This is a genomic window from Alteromonas marina (genome assembly GCF_000808575.1).
In the GTDB taxonomy this organism is placed as follows: domain Bacteria; phylum Pseudomonadota; class Gammaproteobacteria; order Enterobacterales; family Alteromonadaceae; genus Alteromonas; species Alteromonas marina_A.
Window position 1 is genome coordinate 137,270 of record NZ_JWLW01000014.1, and the last position, 20,493, is coordinate 157,762.

Genomic DNA, 20,493 nt, shown 5'->3' on the forward strand with positions numbered 1-20,493 from the left:
TTATCGTCATCGCCTGCGTGTGAACTCGCTGCTAACGCGCTTCTATTTGCTCCACAATAAGTTGCACGGTTTCCTGACCGCGAAACACATTGATATCAAGTCGATAGGCAATATGTACACGCTTAACCATGGCATTCGGCCATGATTTTAAATCGACGTTAAACGCAATAGCATCGACCTCGTTAGCACCGTCACTTTTCAACACCATTTTTAGGTGCTTTTGGCCAACTAAGCGCTGGTCAAGTAGTGCAAATTCACCATCGAATAGTGGTGATTCAAAGCCCTGTCCAAACGGACCTGCTTGACGCAGTAAATGCGCAAAGGGTAAACACAGCTCTTTCGATGACAAGTCACCGTCGGAAAGTAAAGCATGATTTCCATCAAGCTTTGCCATGTGCGCACGCGCAATATCAACAAAAGCCCGCTCGAAGTCTTGAAGCTTAGCTACGGGCAAGCTCAATCCAGCGGCCATGGCATGCCCGCCAAATTTTTCGATAACGCCAGGGTAGCGCGTATTAACTTCATCAAGTACATCGCGAATGTGCACGCCGGGAATTGAGCGTGCCGAACCTTTAATGATCTCGTCGTCTTGATGGGCAAAAGCAATAACAGGCTTAAGATATTTCTCTTTCAAACGCCCTGCCACAATACCAATAACTCCCTGGTGAAAGTCTTCGCGATAAACCACCAGCGCGCTTGGCATATCGCCTTCATCCAGCGCCATTTGCTCTAGCACGGTTTCTGCTTGCGCTTTCATGCCGGTCTCAATTTCACGGCGTTCTTTGTTAAGCGCATCGAGTTCGGCGGCAATCATTCGCGCTTGAATGGTTTCATCTTCTAATAAGCACGCAATACCTTGAGACATGTCGTCTAATCGACCCGCGGCATTAAGCCTTGGCCCAACCACAAAGCCTAAGTCAGTTGAGGTTAAGTGAGCGCAATCGCGATTCGCTACTTCGACCAATGCTTTAATGCCAGGTCGACACTTACCCGCCCGAATGCGCTGAAGGCCTTGATGAACTAAAATTCGGTTGTTTTTATCCAGCACTACTACATCGGCCACGGTGCCAACCGCAACAATATCAAGTAGCGACGCTAGGTTTGGTGGCGCTACTCCCGCTTTTTCAAAATGCCCTTGCTGCTGTAACTCGGCTTTAAGTGCTAGCATGATGTAAAAGGCAACGCCAACCCCAGCCAAATTTTTAGAAGGAAATTCACAGCCAGGTTGGTTAGGATTTACTATCGCATCAGCAGGAGGTAGAACATCACCTGGCAAATGGTGATCGGTAACAACAACCTGCATTCCCAACGACTTTGCATGGGTTACACCGTCAATACAGGAAATGCCATTGTCCACTGTGACAATAACCTCTGCCCCCTGTTTGGCAGCTTCATCCACAATAGGCACGCTAAGGCCGTAACCAAAGTCAAAACGATTAGGTACAAGAAAATCAACGTTGTGATAGCCCATGGCTCGAAGCGCCAATATACATACCGATGTACTGGTTGCTCCGTCGGCATCAAAATCGCCCACAATAATAATACGTTTATTTTGCACAACAGCATTGGCGAGAATTTGCGCGGCCTGCGGCATCCCCTTCAAGACATTGAAGTGGGTTAGTCCTTTTAGACCATTCTCCAAGTCATCTAAATTCGCAATATTACGACCGCGATAAATTCTATCGATAACAGGATGTAAGTCGGAACTAAGCGAGGCGCCGGTAACCTCACGGCGAACAATAGGCAAAATCATGAAATACCACTAACCAATACTGTAAATGCAGTTGTCGATGTCAGTTCAAATAGGCTTTAAATAAAAAGACTGGAGTCGGGACACTTGATAATTAGTGCAGATTCCAAGTGAACGCCCGTGTGAACTACAAAGCAAAACTGTACGAAAAAACGCTAGAAAATATGAGGACGAATCATACCGCAGAAAACAAAAAAACGCACAAAGCGTGCGTTTTTATCATATTTAAGGTTAAGGACTGAATGGCTATTCAGCTTCCTCCAATGCTTTAGCAAGCAACGCAGCTGGCTGATAACCAGGAATCAATGAACCGTCTGGCAGTACGATATTTGGCGTGCCATTCACGCCTAATTTTTGACCCAACATGTACTGCTCTGCCACTTTATTTTTACAGCTTGCGCTAGCTACGTCGTCACCCGCTTTCGCTTTAGTTAACGCTTTTTGCGGGTCTTTCGCACACCACACCGACACCATATCGTTGTAGTTTTCACTGTTTAACCCAGAACGTGGAAACGCAAGGTAGTGTACGGTGATGCCCGCATCGTTGAGTTCATCAATCTCGTTGTGAAATTTACGGCAATAGCCACACGTAATATCAGTAAATACGCTTATTTCATGCTTTTCATTTTTGGCCTTAAACGTAATAGACGATGATTCCATCTCTTTTACGCCTTCTTTGCGCAGCCCAGAAAGTGCCAGCTCTGTTTCGTTACGCATCTCTTCATCAATGTTAAAAACACGAGCCTGAAGCAGATACTGCCCGTTTTCACTTACGTAAAATAAACCGCGGTTTGTTGATACCTGAACCAGCCCTGATACTGGAGAGTCAGCAATAGTTTCTACATCTAACCCTAGCATTGAGGTTAATTTATCACGGATAGCCGCTTCATCAGCCGCTTGCGCACTAAGCCCTAATAGAGAACCTGCCGCAACTACACTGGCTAACAATACTTTCTTTACTGCTTTCACTAAATACTCTCCATTTTGCCATTTAAGTTCGCTTGTACTTACTGGCTTAACATGCAACTGCTTGAATCGGTATCTTTCCATTTAAAGCAATTGCTAAAAATTTTTACATTCATAACGTTCAGACCGTAAAACTTAGCAAAAAATTGCACGTTAAACGCTAATTTTCTTTTAACCTCAGTACATTTAACGTCAACATTTAAACTCAGTCACGTTAGAGCACTAACGGAAAATGTATTTTCTAAACGTTTTGCATGGCTCGTATCCTACCATAGACCTTTTTATTTTATATACGTCGTCACTGAGCCTCGTCGTATACAGCCCCCAATTTATAGCATTCTTTATTTGTATATTTAGCCAATTTAGCCACGTGGGTGATGACTGTGGATTAAAGTTTGAAGTCGCTCTGTCGCTACATGGGTGTATATTTGAGTCGTTGACAAATCGCTGTGCCCCAATAGCATTTGTACAACGCGTAAATCAGCACCGTGATTCAAAAGGTGTGTCGCAAAGGCATGGCGCAACGTGTGAGGAGAAAGGTGCTGCTCAATTCCCGCTTTCACCGCATAGTATTTAATGCGATGCCAAAATGTTTGACGCGTCATTTTCTGTCCACGCTTGCTCAGAAATACCACATCAGAAGCTTTACTGGCGAGTATCGGTCTTGCTGTTTTAATATAGGTCAGCAGCCATTCTATTGCATCTTCACCAAGGGGCACTAAGCGCTCTTTATTCCCTTTACCCACAACCCTAACTACGCCTTGCTGAAGGCTTATTTGATCCATTGTTAACCCAATAAGCTCACTTACACGAAGGCCGGTCGCGTAAAGCACTTCAAGCATGCTCTTGTCCCGACATTCAATAGGGTCGTCGGTAAGGGGGGCATTTAGCAAATCTTCAACTTGTTGTTCACTGAGTGAAGAAGGCAAAGCTTTGGGTGTTTTGGGGTTTGATAGCGCGGACACCGGGCTGTCTACACGTACTTGCTTACTAATTAGGAATACGAAAAACGCCCGGATAGCGCTAAGCGCACGTTGGGTGCTGCGTGTGGACAGCCCCTTGTCGTGACGGTAGGCTAAATAATCCTGAAGCTGCTCAGTGGTCAGCACAGCGATATCTTTTACGCCTTGATTGTTGCTGAAGATAGCAAGCTTAGTAAGGTCGGTGCGATAGCTCTGCTGAGTATGATCAGACAGTCCTTTCTCAAGCCAAAGCATCTCGATAAAACCATCGATATGCGCCTGACTCGCTGCCGGCACATAAGTTAACTCACGTTGAGTTTTTGCCATCTAAAAGCCACGCTTTTGCTTAATCAGCTCGTAGGCTGATTGAATATCTTGCGCTTTCTTTTTCGCAATTTCCATTGCCTGTTCAGGTAGCCCTTTAGACACCAGCTTATCGGGGTGATGCTCAGACATGCGCTTCCTGTATGCACGCTTTATTGTCTTTTCATCGTCGGATGCCGCCACACCTAATATGTGATAGGCATCATCTAAACTTTGCTGTTCTGAATAGGCTGATTGGCTGTGCTGACGTTGACCTGAATGAGTGCGTTGTCCTGAGCCAGAGTTAGACCGCTGCCTAAAGCGTATTTCAGCTTCATACATTGAAATTAGATAATCTAAATCACGACGCCTAAAACCTAGTGGCTTCGCTACTTTTTCTAATACGTTGTATTCTTCCTGTGAAAGCTGACCGTCGGCGAAAGCGGCTTGAATAAGAATCTCTAAGAATACTTGAAGAATATCCCGTCTACCGTGGCTGGCGTCGTAAAAACCTTTCAACGTATCGACTAAAGGAAAGTCTCGCGCTTTGCCTTCTCTAAATGCATCCTGAGCTTCACGACGGGCATCCCCAGTTAAACGCATCTCGTCCATTAATGCTGTGGCGATTTGAATTTCTCTGTCCGTTACTTTGCCGTCAGACTTAGCAAGATGGCCTAACGCACTAAACAAACTATGAAAGAAAATAGCTTGCTGCTTCAGATTGTCCTGATCGGTAAAAAAGCGCCCAAAGCCACCTAGCTGATTGAAGTCTTGGCGATAGGCTTTATCAAAAAAGTGCCCGACTAATAGCCCTAAGATCGCTCCAGGTATTTTAAGAAACATAAAGCCGAACAAGGCGCCGAGGATTTTTCCCCAAATTGACATCGCGTCATACTCCGTTGGTGCACTGTTTAGAAAGTTGATGTTACTATTGTAAAATCACGCCGTGCAGAGCGCGTTATACCAATCATCATATCAAATACATAAGTTAATTAACTAGGGCTTGTGCAGCTTGAAATCAAGCTTACTGCCACTAATTGCCTCCGTCTTTGATGTGTTGTACATATAAAAGTGCATTTTTTTGTCTGAATGGTTGGTAATTACGACAGAAGTGCTTAGAATTGAGCGCTTGAATAAAATAGTTATAGCTAGTGAACGCCCTAATTCTTTAACTAGAAGGTCAATCAAGGGTATGTAATCACTGTTTTTTTAAAACGTTATGTCGAACTAATCGAGACGCATGTCGTCTTATTTGGGTTTATAAGCAACATACAACAAAACAGGCCACCCATTTACGCATGAAAAATACCTGCGCCATGCTTGTTTCCGCGACCCTTTTGCCTACAGTCGCGTTTGCACAGGAAACGACAGCTTCAAATTCTCAATTAACTCCAAATGCAGCCCCGCTTGCATTTTGTTCTGTTGAACCCGTTACTTTTAGTAGCCAGGCGTTAATGCCTAAAGGTCATGTGAAAGTTGAAGCTAACCGAACTGAAATTATTCAAGACACTGTGGCATTGTTTTCTGGCAATGTAGACATAACGTCAGACACCGCGGTGATTAGTGCGTCTCAAGCGCAAGTGAACGGCAGTGGCCGAGACCTCATTGCTAAAGGCGATGTGACTTACCAAGATGCGCAATTGAAAGTTGAAAGTGACGCGGTAACCCTGCGCTCTGAAGAAGAGCGTTTAGAGATGCAAAACACCCGCTATAAACTTACGGGGTTTGTAGGACAAGGAGCCGCAAAAGATATCGTGCTAGATACCGATACCGGTATCGTACTTAAGGAAGTCAGTTTCACTACTTGCCCAGAAGGGGGAGAAGACTGGATGATCCGTGCCAGTGAGATCAGTTTGGAAAAAGGCACGGTATGGGGCAAAGCTAAACACACCCGATTTTACATCGCCGATGTACCAGTATTTTACTTACCTTACTTTGCGTTTCCCGTAAGCAATGAACGACAAACCGGCTTACTATTTCCCGAACTCACCAGCTCTAGTCGCACGGGCGTAGACTACACCCAGCCTTTTTATTGGAACATTGCGCCAAACTACGATATGACGATTTCACCTCGGTTGATGACCCTTCGCGGCGTTCAGCTGAATACGGAGTTTCGCTATTTAACAGAGCGCAGCCAAGGTAAAGCCTATGTTGAATATTTACCCAGCGACTCGGACATTGCAGGTAATCCAGACCGCTATTTTTACCGCTTAGAGCATCAGGGGTTAGTTGCTGATAATTGGCTACTTAATATTGATTTTAACGGCTTAAGTGACAACAACTACCTAGTTGACTTGGGTTCAGACTATTATAGTCGCGCAGACACTCACCTGTACCGCAACATTGGTTTAAGTTACTACTCTCAAAATCTATCGGTAAATATGCAAATAAAAGATTTTGAAGTATTAGGCAATACGGCAGACAGCTACCGTGCAGTGCCAGAGATTAAAGTTAACTATAACAGAGCGTTTGGCGAATATTTCGAGTTCAACCTTGACTCTGAGGTTGCTCATTTTGATAACACGTTGGAGACTGCGCCAACAGCAACTCGCTTCCATATTGCGCCAACACTTGCCATGCCATTTCGCGCTGCATGGGGAGAGTTTGTTGCTGAAACCTCATTATTTCAAACGGTTTATCAGCAAGACAATGTTGAAGGCACTAATTTGAAAAAAGATGTTGAGCGAACTCTCGGACAAGCTCGTCTTTACGGTGCATTATATTTTGAAAGAGACACATCTTGGTTTAGTGACGATATGTCAATGACCCTAGAACCCAAGGTGCAATATCTCTACACGTCTTATGAAGATCAAACTGCTATAGGTTTTTATGACTCAACGCCGCTTTTAACCGACGTTGAGGGATTGTTTAGGGGACAAGAATTTACCGGCCTTGATAGAATTAGTGACAACAACCAAATTACCCTTGGTGCAACCACACGCATGTTAGACAAAAACAATAGGGAACAATTTGTTCTTAGTGTGGGTCAGATATTCTACCTTGAAGATAATAAAGTTATTGCGGCAACAAAAAATCAAGACCGCTCAGCCCTTGCCGCTGAGGTGGATTGGCGCTTTAACAACAATTGGTTTTTCCATTCTGATGTACAGGTAACCACTGACACAGACAAAGTTGATCTAAGTAGCGTGGGTATTGAATACCGTAGAGATGACGCGCGTTTTATTCAATTGAGTCATCGCTATGTTCGCGACTTAAGTGGTGAAACCATCGATCAAATTGGTATTTCAGCAAGCTGGCCTATTTCTGAGAATTGGCAATGGGTTGGTCGTACTTACCGTGATCTAGAGCGCAATCGAAGTGTGGAAACCTATGCAGGTATTCAATATGAATCTTGCTGTTGGGCGGTTCGACTTGTCGCACAGCGCAGTTTAAACAACCGCTACAACGACAGTGGTGTTCAAACAACCGACGATTTCGACTCTGGTGTATCGCTCCAGTTTATTTTCAAAGGCATAGGTTCATCAGGAACCCGAAGAAGCATGCTTCAAGACGGTATGTTTGGCTATCGCCAGCCTTATAGTTTAAATTAACCCGCAGTTGAGCGCTTAACCGCGCTTAAATGCAATCAACCAATAATAAAAGAGTGTGTATGAAGTTCATTATCCGTGCATTGATGTTAGGTGCCCTACTCTCGTTTAACAGTGTTGCGCAAGAAGTTATGCTTGACCGCGTTGCTGTAATTGTTGACCAAGGTGTTGTGCTTGAAAGCGAAATTGATGCCCTTGTACAAGAAGTTAAACGCAACGCTGAAGCTAATAATCAACAGCTGCCATCAGATCGTGCGCTTCGAACTCAGGCCATTGAGCGCTTGATCAGTAAGAGTCTTCAGTTACAAATGGCTGAACGCATGGGTATTCGTATTAGTGACCCACAGCTTGAGCAAACTATTGGCAATATCGCGTCTAATCAAAATGCGACTGTTGAACAACTTCGTGCACAATTAGCTGCCGAAGGTATTGCGTACGATGACTATCGTGAAGATATTCGTGAAGAAATTATTATGGGTGAAGTGCGCCGTGCAAACGTACGTCGTCGCGTCTATATTACTCCTCAAGAAATCAATACCCTGATAGACCTTATGGAGCAACAGGGTGCGACGCAGGCAGAATACCGTTTAGGTCACATTCTTATTGGTTTCCCACCTGAACCAACAGACGAAGATATTCAAGCCGCCCGTGAGCGCGCAGACAAAGTAATAGCCTTGTTAGAATCAGGTTCTGATTTTGCTAAGATAGCCATCGCGTCATCGTCTGGTAACGAAGCGCTAGAAGGTGGTGATATGGGCTGGCTTAATATTAACGCCATGCCTACACTTTTCGCTGAAGCTATTCAAGACAAAGATAAAGATGCCCTTGTTGGACCAATCCGAAGCGGTGCAGGATTTCACATACTTAAAGTGTTAGACACCCGCGGTATTGAGAAAGTCACCGTGGAAGAAGTGGACTCTCGCCACATTCTTGTGAAGCCGTCTATCATTCTTAGTGAAGAGAAAGCAAAAGCTATGCTTGTTCGCTTTAAAGAAGAATTGCAAAGTGGCGAAGCTGATTTTGCAGAGTTAGCCAAAGAGCATTCTGAAGACCCAGGTTCTGCCCTTCGAGGTGGCGAGTTAGGCTGGTCTGACCCAAGCAATTATGTACCAGAGTTTAAAGATGCGTTGTCTCAGCTTGAGCCTGGAGAGTACAGCGACCCAGTACGCACAGTTCACGGCTGGCACTTAATTCAACTTATCGACCGCCGCATGGATGACGCAACGGATAAGCGTAAAGAAGACAAAGCATATCAGCTTATCTTCAACCGTAAATTTTCAGAAGAAACCGAAAACTGGTTACGTGAGATGCGCGATGCCGCTTACGTCGAAGTAGTCGAATCTTAATAAAAAGTTATTCATGAGCACACCAATTAAAATAGCAATAACACCGGGAGAGCCGGCAGGTATCGGGCCAGATTTGATCATTAAACTGGCCCAAGAAACATGGCAAGCCCAGCTTGTCGTGTTTGCCGATGGCGACATGCTAAAAGCACGAGCGAGCGCCTTAGGGCTTCCGTTAACGCTAATCGATTACGATGCAAATAACCCGCAGATACAAGCTGCGGGTTCGTTGTTTATAAAGCAGATAGACAAAACCGCTGACGTTATCCCCGGAACCCTTGATAGTGAAAACGGGCTTTATGTGGTTGAAACCTTACGTCAAGCGTGCCAAGCCAATATTGACGGTGACTTTGATGCCGTTGTGACTGGTCCTGTACACAAAGGTATCATTAACAAAGCGGGGGTTTCTTTCAGCGGCCATACAGAGTTTTTCGCTTACCAGTCCAACACGATTGACGTGGTGATGCTGCTAGCAACGGAAGGCCTGAATGTGGCACTAGCTACGACACATATCCCCCTTGAATATGTAGCAAAAGCAATAACCCGCGAGCGACTGCACAAAGTTATTCATATAATTAATACTGACTTGAAGCTGAAGTTCGGCATAAAAACGCCTCACATTTATGTATGTGGTCTAAACCCACACGCAGGTGAAGACGGTCATATTGGCACTGAAGAAATTCACACTATTATTCCGGCACTTAATGAGCTTAGGGAAGAAGGCTTAAATATTACAGGTCCACTGCCTGCTGACACTATATTTCAGCCTAAATACTTAGAAAATGCCGATGTAGTGCTAGCGATGTATCACGACCAAGGCTTACCCGTGCTAAAATATAAGGGTTTTGGGGCGTCGGTGAATATCACGTTAGGGTTACCTTTTGTTCGCACTTCAGTCGACCACGGTACTGCATTAGATTTAGCAGGTACAGGTGAGGCCGACGCCGGTAGTTTCAGAAAAGCATTGGAAAAAGCCATTGAGCTTGCACATCATCAACAATGAGTAAAACACACTTAGGCCATACGGCCAGAAAGCGATTTGGACAGAACTTCCTTCACGACGAGTACGTGATAGGAAAAATTGTTGCCGCAATCGCGCCAAAGAATGAACAAAACTTGGTAGAAATAGGACCTGGTTTAGGTGCATTAACAGACCCTGTTTGTGAAGAAGTAGACGCACTTACCGTTATTGAGCTAGACCGAGACCTTGCCAAACGACTACGTCACCATCCATTTAACGGCGATAAACTCACCGTAATTGAACAAGATGCGATGACGATGGATTTCGGCGCGTTATGCAAAGAGATGCCAATAAAAGACAAGAAGCTGCGGGTCTTTGGTAACTTGCCTTACAACATTTCAACACCGCTAATGTTCCATCTATTCGACCATGCTCACTGTATTGAAGACATGCACTTTATGCTTCAAAAAGAAGTGGTTAATCGACTAGCCGCGGGGCCAGGCTCTAAAAATTACGGCAGACTTTCAGTAATGGCGCAGTATTACTGCCACGTTATACCTGTACTGAACGTTCCGCCCGGTGCTTTTAAGCCACCACCGAAAGTAGATTCTGCCGTTGTAAAGCTAGTACCGCATCAATCTCCACCCGTTGATGTTGAATCAGTGAACACGCTGGAACGTGTCTGTGCCCAAGCTTTCAATCAGCGCCGCAAAACAATTCGCAACTCACTGAAAGACAGCTTAGGTGAGGAAGAAATCCGTGAATTAGGGATAGACCCAACTTCTCGCGCAGAAGTGCTATCGCTTAACGATTTTGCCACTATAGCCAACGCTGTATCGGCGAAAGAGCACCAACAAGAGCAATAACTTTCTCTATGGATGTACTTGATATAAAGGTGCGGGTGAAAACCCGTCACCTTCCTGACCACCTCCCCTCTGACTCAAAGCAGTTTGCATTCGCCTACCACATTACTATTGAAAACAATAGTGAGCATACGGTACAGCTGCTAAGTCGCTACTGGAAGATAACCGATGCTAACGGTAAAACGTCAGAAGTAGAGGGCGATGGAGTGGTTGGGAAACAGCCAATAATGAAGGCAGGTGAAAATTTTGACTATACCAGCGGAGCAGTCATTGACACTCCGGTTGGCAATATGGAAGGCTACTATGTAATGGAACTAGAGAGCGGCGAGCGTTTCCGCGTTCCTGTAAAAGTATTTCGCCTAGCCATTCCAAGCATTCTTCATTAAGGTTTTTATGTCCAAAGGTAACACCTACGTCATTGGCGATATTCAAGGCTGTTATGACGGTCTTCGCCGCGCATTAGATAAAGTCGAATTTGACGAGACGAACGATAAACTGCTTGCCGTCGGTGATTTGGTTGCACGAGGAGAAGATTCGTTAAACACATTACGCTTTCTGAAATCACTTGGCAGTCAATTTAGCAGCGTATTGGGTAATCACGACCTACATTTACTCGCCGTTGTTAACGATATCCGTAAAGCCAAAAAATCAGACAAATTAACGCCATTACTCAATGCTTCAGACTTGACCGAACTTATTTATTGGTTGCGTCAATTTCCGCTGGCAATGAAATTAGACGAACAATCAGTAATGGTCCATGCTGGGCTCTATCCTAAATGGTCTATCGATAAGTGCATTTCACTGAGTGATGAAGTTAGCAACATCCTAAAATCCGATGATTACGCTACGTTTCTATCCAGCATGTACGGGAATACACCAGACAACTGGTCAGATAATCTTGAAGGTGACGAGCGACTGCGTTTTATTGTGAATGCCTGTACCCGCATGCGGTTTGTTCATACAGACGGCACACTCGATTTTGAAAATAAGTCTCACCCTGGTGCGGTATCACACAGCACCAGTAGCACGCTAAGACCATGGTTTGAGGTTGAGAATAAAAAGCTTGGCGATGATCAACGAGTAGTATTTGGGCATTGGGCTGCTCTGTCTGGCGAGACAAATAGTTCTCGGTTTATTGGCTTAGATACGGGTTACGTGTGGGGACAAAGTATGACGCTACTAAACCTAAACACATCATCGCTCGTTAGCGTCTCGGCGTAATATCTCATTTCAACACATCATTGGGCTGGAAAAGCGCAAATGAGGAGACTTTTCTCCCACCCCAACTGGTTGTACCAGTGAAAACATTAGCACTTAAGTGCTAATTAAAATAAACATTAAGTTGTTGTAGCCGATACACTTACTTGTGATAGTAACGATGATGTTTCGTTATCCCCTCTCATTACATGAGCAAATACGCTTATACAACCGCTATATTTTGTTAGCTGAGACGGGTAATATCGTTAGGGATAAAAACAAAAAACACTCATCCAGGAGTTCCGATGAAATTAACGGTAGCCACACGCGTAATCGGGGGATTTGTATCGATTAGTGCACTTCTAATCGTCATAAGTGTTGTTTCGCTATACAACCTCAATTCTATAGGCTCTGCGACAGAAGAAGTAAACGACGTTGCGCTTCCCACCGTAGCAGGCAGTAACGCATTAAAAGCAAGCTTTCTAAACATGGGACGACTGACCTTCGAAAGCTACATTGAAGAAGATCTAAATGGCTTAAAAGACAAACGAGCATCTTTTAACTCTGCCAAAGATACCTTTGAGAGTGAATATAAGAAACTGGCGCAGGCAGTTAATAACGAGCCTGAACTAAAGAGTACGCTGAATACTGTACGAGAATCTTATGAAGCGTATGTCACCAACGTAGAAGCGATGTACAAAAACCATCAAATGTACCTCGACCTGCGCAATAGTATTCAAGACCGACTTGGTGACGCGGAAGACAACGCCGACGATGCTTCTACCTACCTTCTAGACTTCTCAGACTTAGACGCTGTTCAGCGCGACTCTAACCTCCGACGTGCGGCAGAAATCGGCGGCCAACTTGAGACGTCGCTGCTTTCTTTGCTAACGGTTTCATACGAGTACATTAAAACAGAGACACTGGTTCGTTCGCAGACGCTAGGCAACGAAGTTGATTTGGTTGTCGAGAAAGTGGTCACGCAATTAAGCGACATGATGCAAACTGCGGGCGGACGCGATGCTTCTGGTACTCTTGATGACATTAACGACTTGGTTAACGACGCCATCAATGCGATTAAAGCTAACGACGGCGTGGTGCAGCTTCATGTAGATCGCCTAGAGCGCAGAAATGATGCTGAACAGGCACTTAATGCTTCTGATGCAAACATCACGCAGGGGGTTGTGGCGCTTGAAAACCTTCTGAATCTTGCAGATAAAAAAGCATCTCACATAGAAAACCAAGTTAATGGCGCCATTACAACAGGCAACACGTTCGTTATTGTGGTCGTTATCATCTCGATTGCTGTAGCGGCCTTCATTGGATACGTAACCGTTCGCGCTATCACACGTCCGCTTTATCGCGTAAATGAACTACTTACGGTGGCTTCATCGGGTGACCTTACTCACCGCTTAGATGATTCTGCACAAGACGAATTTGGTCTTTTAGCTCGAAACTGTAATACGCTTATTGGAAACCTTAAGGAGCTCATTACAGCCATTAACGTTCGTGCAGAACAATTGGCGGCAGCTTCAGAGCAAACATCTGCGGTAACGGCGCAAACTACCCATTCAATTCAGGATCAAAAATCTCAAATTGGCCAAGTGGCAACAGCAACCACAGAAATGCACTCTACGTCGCAGCTGGTTGTTCAGAACGCAGAAGATACGCTTAGCCAGATTCGCCATGCAGATGCTGAGGCCGAAAACGTTCGTCAAATCTCGTTAGAGAACAAGAACACTATTGAAATTTTGTCTCGTGATGTTCAAGAAGCGGCGGATGTTATCAACAAGCTTCATCAAGACAGTGCAAGCATTGGTGGTATTCTTGACGTTATTCGCGGTGTTGCCGATCAAACCAACCTATTGGCCCTGAATGCTGCTATTGAGGCTGCTCGCGCGGGTGAACAAGGTCGGGGTTTCGCGGTTGTTGCAGACGAAGTAAGAACCCTAGCTAGCCGTACACAAGAATCGACACAAGAAATTAATGCCATGATTGAAGTGCTTCAAGCAGGCGCGGAAAAAGCGGTGTCGGTGATGAATCAAGGTAAAGATCAAACCGCCGCATGTGTTGCGCAAACAGAAAAAGCCACACAAGCGTTGGATATCATTACCGATGCGGTTCACAAAGCCCATGACGTGAGCTCTCAAATTGAACAGTCAGCTCGTGAACAGAATACGGTATCACAAGAGATCAGCGAAAAGCTTGAAACTATTGTGAGTATTGCTGAAGAGACAACCGTTGGTGCACAGCAGACGTCTGAATCAAGCCATGAAGTGGCTCGCCTTGCTGAAGAGCTACAGCAGTCTATTAGACAGTTTAAAGTGTGATCCTCACACGTTAAAGAAAACAAAAACGGCCGATTCAATATCGGCCGTTTTTTTTAGTCTGATATTTGATTACTCAAACAATGCCGTATGAAGCTTGCGAACCACATCGTCACTGTCGGTTTCGTTGACCAAGAACGATAGGTTGTGAGGGTTGGCGCCAAAGCAAATCATGCGAAGGTTGAAATCTGAAACCGCAGCTAAAATCTTGCTAGAAACACCTACAGCGGTTTGCATGTTGTTACCTACAACGGTGACAAGGTCGTAACCTTTTTCTACTTTCACATCACAGATAGTTTCAAGTTCAGCAATGGTTTCTTTGTTTAGTCGCTGAGCCACAGAGTTTGCAGGGTTATCAAGGGTAAAAGATACCGAGATTTCTGATGTGGTAACCAAATCAACACTTAGCTTGTGCTTAGCGATGATGGCAAATACCTGCTGTAGGAAGCCTTGCGCATACATCATCTTCGGAGTTTTCACTGTCACCATTACCTGCTCTTTACGGCGAGTAATAGCTCGATACGGTGGTTCGTGCTCACAATCACGCACAATCCATGTACCGCCCTTTTCTGGCTCCTTACTAGAGCCTACAAACACCTTTATGTCCTTGCGAAGTGCAGGCTCCATAGTGGCAGGATGTAGTACCTTGGCACCAAAGGTGGCCATTTCCGCCGCTTCTTCAAAGCTGAGTTCAGGTAACGGATGAGCAGCTGGCGTGATGCGCGGGTCAGTTGTGTACACCCCTGTTACGTCAGTCCAAATCTCACACGATTCGGCATCAAGCGCTTCAGCAAGTAGCGCCGCCGTAAAATCAGAACCACCACGACCTAGCGTTGTAGTACGGCCTTCCTCGTCAGCACCAACAAAGCCTTGAGTAACCACTATCGCGTCTTTAATTTCAGGTGCCAGCAATTGTTTAGACAGCTTTTCGATTTCTTCGATTTGCGGCGCACCTTCTCCAAACTCACTGTCCGTACGTAACACCTTACGTACGTCAAAGTTCATGGTTTTTACGCCCTGCTCTGCAAGCACGGAAGAGAACATCAGCGATGACATCCGCTCACCCATTGAAAGCAGCTGATCTTTTAAATCATCACGGTGAAGGATTTCTTCATGAAACGCTAAGCTTCGCATTTCATCTAACAAGTCGTTGAGTTTTGGCTCAACCGCGTCTTTATCTTTCAACTTGTTAAGAATGGCAAGCTCAATATTGATAATGGCCTGACAGGTCTCTTCAATTTGCTGTTGCGTCATAGGTGTGTGCGCTAAGCTTACCAGGTGATTGGTTACACCTGCCGCAGCGCTCACTACCACAATGCGCGTTTTGTCATTACCGGCAACAATTCGGGCGCAGTTTTGCATTACTTCGTAATTCGCAACGCTAGTTCCACCGAACTTAGCTATCGATAAGGCATTTGTCACTATATTTAACTCCAGAATAAAACTAGCATTTCGCTAGCGGCAACCGCGCGTTCTGCGCGGTTAATCAATCGTTATTTGGTCGCCTACTTTAATATTATTCTCGGCAAACCACCCTTGGTTCATTTCCAACGCGTAAAGTACCTCTTTCGATGATCCGACCGACTCCAAACTATGCGGAGTGAGAGGTTTTATATCCGTTATTACGCCTTTTCTGTCGATAAATGCTACGTCTAGAGGAACAAAGGTATTTTTCATCCACATGCCCGCAAACTTTGGGCTAGAAAACTTAAAAAACATACCGCAGTCTTCACACAAGGCTTTGCGAAACATAAGGCCCTGTGCGCGTTGTTCAAAGGTTTTGGCATACTCAACTTCATAGTGCTTGCCGCCAATCTCAAGTGTAATGGATTCAAAGTCCACTGAATTCAGCGACGATACAGGGTCAACCTGCGCTTTTGCACACCCTAAGGTTAATACAAGTGCAGCAACAATAAAGAAAGATTTTCCCATTAGACATTCCTTTTCGCCATAAAAAAAGCCGGTCACCTTAACGGTCACCGGCTTTGTAGTTTATACACTATTTTAAGCAACATTCAATGTTGGAATAATGCGCGCTTTTGCTTCTTCCTCAGCCTTTTTAAAGCTGGGCATTTTGTCGAAGTTTAAGTAGCGGAATACTTCACCCGACATTGCGTTAATTTTGCTGGCGTATTCCATGTATTCTTCGGCAGTTGGAATGCGCCCAACAATGGCACCCACCGCAGCAAGCTCTGCTGAGGTCAAATAAACATTCGCCCCATCGCCCAAGCGGTTAGGGAAGTTTCGAGTAGACGTGGAAAGTACGGTTGTTCCCGCATCCACCCTTGCTTGGTTACCCATACATAGTGAGCAGCCCGGCATTTCTGTACGCACGCCTACACGACCATAAATGTTGTAGTAGCCCTCTTCCATTAACTGGGCTTTGTCCATCTTGGTCGGTGGTGACATCCATAAACGAGTGGGCAGTGTTTTGTTGTACTGCTCAAGTAGCTTACCGGCTGCCCGGAAGTGACCAATGTTTGTCATACATGAACCAATAAATACCTCGTCTACCTTATCGCCTGCAACGTCAGATAAGGTTTTCGCATCGTCAGGATCATTAGGGCAGCACACAATTGGCTCTTTAATATCGTTAAGGTCAATTTCGATAACCTCTGCATACTCAGCGTCTGCGTCTGCTCGCATTAATTCCGGGTTAGCTAACCATTCTTCCATTTTCTGCGCGCGACGCTCTAAGGTACGTGGGTCGCCATAACCTTCGTTAATCATCCAGCGAAGCATGGTAATGTTTGAACGCAGGTATTCAGCAATCGACGCTTCAGATAAGTTGATAGTACAACCGGCTGCTGAACGCTCCGCCGATGCGTCAGAAAGCTCGAACGCCTGTTCTACGGTTAAGTTCTCTAGTCCTTCGATTTCTAAAATACGGCCAGAGAAGGCATTGATCTTGCCTTTTTTCTCGACCGTTAATAGGCCTTGTTTAATGGCGTACAGCGGAATGGCGTGTACTAGGTCGCGTAACGTAATGCCCGGCTGCATTTCCCCCTTAAATCGCACCAATACCGACTCGGGCATATCTAGCGGCATAACGCCAGTAGCCGCAGCGAACGCGACCAGCCCAGAACCTGCAGGGAAAGAAATACCTAAGGGGAAACGAGTATGCGAGTCACCACCCGTACCTACTGTGTCAGGCAGCAGCATGCGGTTTAACCAGCTGTGTATAATACCGTCACCAGGACGCAGCGATACGCCACCGCGGTTCATTATAAAATCAGGTAGCGTGTGCTGCGTTTCTATGTCCACCGGCTTGGGGTAAGCGGCGGTGTGACAGAATGACTGCATGGTCAAATCGGCCGTAAAGCCAAGGCAAGCTAAGTCTTTAAGCTCATCGCGGGTCATGGGCCCTGTGGTATCTTGCGAGCCTACGGTCGTCATTTTAGGTTCGCAGTAGGTGCCTGGGCGAATACCGTCAACACCGCACGCCTTACCCACCATTTTCTGCGCTAGCGAGAAACCCGCTCCACTGTCTTTTGGCTGTTCAGGCGTACGGAATAAGTCCGTCGGGCCTAAACCTAGTGTCTCACGCGCCTTCTCGGTAAGGCCACGACCAATAATCAGGTTAATACGCCCACCTGCGCGCACTTCATCCAGGATCACCTTCGACTTATAGCTGTATTCTGCAAGAAGTTCACCGGTTTCATGGTTGGTGATTTTTCCTTCAAACGGATAGATGTCTATCACATCACCCATGTTCATTTTTTCCACATCGGCTTCAAACACCAATGCACCGGCATCTTCCATAGTGTTAAAGAAGATAGGCGCAACTTTTGAACCAATGCACACACCACCGCCTCGTTTATTGGGTACACCCGGTAAGTCTTCACCAAAGAACCACAGCACAGAGTTAGTTGCCGACTTGCGTGACGAGCCTGTTCCAACTACATCACCAACAAAAGCCACGGGATAGCCCTTACTTTTAACTTCTTCTATTTGCGCCATTGGGCCTTTAACACCAGGTTCTTCTGGCTCTAAACCTTCGCGGGGCATTTTGTAAGCTGCAAGAGCGTGCAATGGAATATCTGGGCGAGACCATGCGTCAGGGGCTGGCGACAAATCATCAGTATTCGTTTCACCTGTTACTTTAAACACGGTGTAAGTGATTTTATCGTCCATTAATTTGCGCGACGTGAACCACTCACCTTCAGCCCAAGATTTGATGATGTCAGTGGCATGCTCGTTACCCGCTTTGTGCTTTTCTTCCACATCGTGATAAGCATCAAACATTAAAAGGGTATGTTTCAGCTCTTTCGCAGCCAACGGCGCAAGCGCGTTATCATCAAGTAGCTCTACTAAAGTGGCAATGTTGTAGCCACCATGCATATTTCCTAGCAGTTCAACGGCTTTCTCTTTAGAGATAAGCTCACAACTATCTTCACCTTTTGCGATTGCACTTAAAAACCCAGCTTTAACGTAAGCTGCCTCATCAACCCCAGGCGGTACACGTTCTGCCAGCAGTTCTAAAAGAAAGTCCCCTTCGCCTGCTGGCGGGTTCTTCAATAAATCAACCAGGCCAGCTACCTGTTCAGCGTTAAGCGGTTTAGGTGGGATATTTTGAGCGGCACGTTCTTCAACGTGATTGCGATAGTCTTGTAACACAGTCTCTTCCTCTAAGTTAGCTTGCGCAATGGGAGTAAACGGTCTTGTACGCACTTGACGCAAGGTGTGTTTAATAAATCATCAACAGTATAACTTCACGAGCTCACTTTTTAAATTTAGCGCCTTTTTAATTCAATTATAATCGCTATTCATACCATTACTTTTAAATGACAAAAGCGATTAAAAAGAAATAAGCAAAGTAACTTTAGCAATTAACATGTAGTAAAGTTATAGGGCTTTATGACTTAAAGACAAGAGGTTAGCTGTACACGATGCTTTTTCAATTAAAGCAAACCGTAAACGATTAATACCAGTCCGCATAGATAATTACCCACTCAGCGAGAGTTAAAATGTTCGTAATCGCGGCGTGTTTCCGCAGGTATAGTGGTTCTACATCAAGGTGTCACAATAAAGAGTACGGACATTTAAAACTCGCCCTTCGGGAAGGCCTGGCAAGCTTCCTAGCTTCATTCTGGGAATTTGAAAGGGAACAACCATTCCTGCATTCCCACGCTTTGCTAGGAAACTTGCCAGCGCCTTCTGAGTGGGCACTTATCCATGCGGATTGGTATAACAACAGTAAGTGAGAGGCAGTTCATGTGACTATACTGGCAGTAAGTAAGTGTTAATTGGGCAAGTCTGCCTGAGGTCTAGTGCGAAGATAGCTTGCGAACCTTGGCTTTCCATTCTTTGTTAAACCGTAGTACTTAAAGGTTACCCAGCTACCGATAGCGGGCGGAGATTGGCGCTCATTTTCTGAAAAGCCCGTTCCTAATTTAAATTGAATGCCTTCTCGCGTTTCTACAAGAAGCGAGCCCATCATTCCTTTAAATCGTCCTTTTCCCGGAAGCAATGCCAGTACTTTCCCTTCTGCATCTTCAAAGCGTTTTACTTTGAGTAACTTGTCACTTCGCCCAGATGTGTACAGCGCTTGTTCATGATGAAGCATTAACCCTTCTCCGCCTTCCTGGGCTACTTGCTTCAGCTTTTCATCAAGTGAAGAAATAGACGTAAGCTTAAATTGAGGGATAACTGCAAACGTTGGATTAGGTGTAGATTTACTTAGGCTGTTAAGCATGTTGAGTCGCTGACCAAAGGGCTCACCCATCATAGGCATGTCAAAGGCCATAAATCTAACTTTGGCCCAGCGTTTTGCAGATAGAGAATTTGCTTCGGCAATAGTGTCTGCTGAAGACACTGTGCTAGATGAAGCGTTAGTGACAGAATGCAGCTCGATGTTTGTCAGCGTTGAAAGCACAATAGAAGCTGTACGTTCAAACTCCCCTCTTCCTATCCAAAGTTCGCCGTCAATAGTGGCTTTTGGCCAGTTAGCGGTGAACCATGTTGGCGCGAATATTTTGTTCCCATTGCGGGTAAGTAACTCAGTACCGTTCCATCTTGCGCGAATGCCGTCTAGCTTCTCACTAACCCAATAGTCAGCTACGTTAATATCAGTGCGACTTTGATCGTATTGCTTAGCAAGCTGCACCCCTTCGACAGTATCGAGCATGTAATTAGCATTAACGTTAACTATGGCGGTGATTAAAAGTACACATACAGCAGTCAAAAAATTTCGCATCGGCTCTTCCTATAAGGTTTTAACCTTTGCTTGCTTTAACGCTTTTAATAGAGAAGCAAAAACAAAGAAGGCAGAGT

15 protein-coding genes are annotated in these 20,493 nt (G+C 45.3%); 7 read left to right on the plus strand and 8 right to left on the minus strand.

Going from position 1 to position 20,493, the window contains the following annotated elements; all coding sequences use genetic code 11:
* Positions 1-31 precede the first annotated feature (31 nt).
* The 4 genes from recJ to djlA all read right to left on the minus strand — a co-directional run bounded on the left by recJ (position 32) and on the right by djlA (position 4,866).
* Positions 32-1,753 carry a single-stranded-DNA-specific exonuclease RecJ gene (recJ, locus tag RJ41_RS09350; protein WP_084081830.1) on the minus strand — a complete coding sequence of 574 codons (1,722 nt, stop codon included), beginning with the start codon at positions 1,751-1,753 and terminating at the stop codon, positions 32-34.
* A 243-nt stretch (positions 1,754-1,996) separates the two neighbouring features.
* Positions 1,997-2,719, minus strand: a complete 723-nt coding sequence (dsbC, locus tag RJ41_RS09355) for a bifunctional protein-disulfide isomerase/oxidoreductase DsbC (protein WP_205622712.1) — start codon at positions 2,717-2,719, stop codon at positions 1,997-1,999.
* A 359-nt stretch (positions 2,720-3,078) separates the two neighbouring features.
* On the minus strand, positions 3,079-4,005 hold the full coding sequence (gene xerD, locus RJ41_RS09360) for a site-specific tyrosine recombinase XerD (protein WP_014975697.1): 927 nt from the start codon (positions 4,003-4,005) through the stop codon (positions 3,079-3,081).
* Positions 4,006-4,866 (minus strand): co-chaperone DjlA, encoded by an 861-nt coding sequence (djlA, locus tag RJ41_RS09365; protein ID WP_014948312.1) that lies wholly within the window; start codon positions 4,864-4,866, stop codon positions 4,006-4,008. It lies immediately after the preceding gene.
* 413 nt (positions 4,867-5,279) lie between these two features.
* Here djlA and RJ41_RS09370 point away from each other — a divergent pair, with 413 nt between their 5' ends.
* From RJ41_RS09370 to RJ41_RS09400, 7 genes are all read left to right on the plus strand, one after another.
* Positions 5,280-7,532 carry an LPS-assembly protein LptD gene (locus RJ41_RS09370; RefSeq protein ID WP_039219718.1) on the plus strand — a complete coding sequence of 751 codons (2,253 nt, stop codon included), beginning with the start codon at positions 5,280-5,282 and terminating at the stop codon, positions 7,530-7,532.
* Positions 7,533-7,561: 29 nt separating this feature from the next.
* Entirely contained in the window at positions 7,562-8,875 is a 1,314-nt protein-coding gene (gene surA, locus RJ41_RS09375; protein ID WP_276203238.1) for a peptidylprolyl isomerase SurA, read from the plus strand.
* Positions 8,876-8,888: 13 nt separating this feature from the next.
* Positions 8,889-9,875: a 4-hydroxythreonine-4-phosphate dehydrogenase PdxA gene (gene pdxA, locus RJ41_RS09380; protein WP_039219722.1), complete on the plus strand. Its 987-nt coding sequence runs from the start codon at positions 8,889-8,891 to the stop codon at positions 9,873-9,875.
* Complete coding sequence (gene rsmA, locus RJ41_RS09385; protein WP_039219724.1) at positions 9,872-10,699, plus strand: 16S rRNA (adenine(1518)-N(6)/adenine(1519)-N(6))-dimethyltransferase RsmA; 828 nt, start codon at positions 9,872-9,874, stop codon at positions 10,697-10,699. The genes pdxA and rsmA overlap by 4 nt, the downstream gene beginning before the upstream one ends.
* An 8-nt stretch (positions 10,700-10,707) precedes the next feature.
* Complete coding sequence (gene apaG, locus RJ41_RS09390; RefSeq protein ID WP_039219726.1) at positions 10,708-11,082, plus strand: Co2+/Mg2+ efflux protein ApaG; 375 nt, start codon at positions 10,708-10,710, stop codon at positions 11,080-11,082.
* A 7-nt stretch (positions 11,083-11,089) separates the two neighbouring features.
* Positions 11,090-11,917, plus strand: coding sequence for a symmetrical bis(5'-nucleosyl)-tetraphosphatase (locus RJ41_RS09395; RefSeq protein WP_039219728.1), 828 nt, complete (start codon positions 11,090-11,092; stop codon positions 11,915-11,917).
* A 281-nt stretch (positions 11,918-12,198) separates the two neighbouring features.
* Positions 12,199-14,223 carry a HAMP domain-containing methyl-accepting chemotaxis protein gene (locus tag RJ41_RS09400; protein ID WP_039219729.1) on the plus strand — a complete coding sequence of 675 codons (2,025 nt, stop codon included), beginning with the start codon at positions 12,199-12,201 and terminating at the stop codon, positions 14,221-14,223.
* A 69-nt stretch (positions 14,224-14,292) separates the two neighbouring features.
* Here RJ41_RS09400 and lysC read toward each other — a convergent pair whose 3' ends face one another.
* The 4 genes from lysC to RJ41_RS09420 all read right to left on the minus strand — a co-directional run bounded on the left by lysC (position 14,293) and on the right by RJ41_RS09420 (position 20,416).
* Positions 14,293-15,642: a lysine-sensitive aspartokinase 3 gene (lysC, locus tag RJ41_RS09405; protein WP_014948303.1), complete on the minus strand. Its 1,350-nt coding sequence runs from the start codon at positions 15,640-15,642 to the stop codon at positions 14,293-14,295.
* 60 nt (positions 15,643-15,702) lie between these two features.
* Positions 15,703-16,152: a DUF192 domain-containing protein gene (locus RJ41_RS09410; RefSeq protein WP_014948302.1), complete on the minus strand. Its 450-nt coding sequence runs from the start codon at positions 16,150-16,152 to the stop codon at positions 15,703-15,705.
* A 72-nt stretch (positions 16,153-16,224) separates the two neighbouring features.
* A complete protein-coding gene (gene acnB, locus RJ41_RS09415; RefSeq protein WP_039219732.1) occupies positions 16,225-18,837 on the minus strand; it encodes a bifunctional aconitate hydratase 2/2-methylisocitrate dehydratase in 2,613 nt (870 codons plus the stop codon).
* 625 nt (positions 18,838-19,462) lie between these two features.
* The gene (locus RJ41_RS09420; RefSeq protein WP_039219734.1) at positions 19,463-20,416 is read right to left on the minus strand and encodes a DNA ligase; all 954 of its coding nucleotides are present in this window, start codon (positions 20,414-20,416) and stop codon (positions 19,463-19,465) included.
* Between the last annotated feature and the right edge of the window lie 77 nt (positions 20,417-20,493).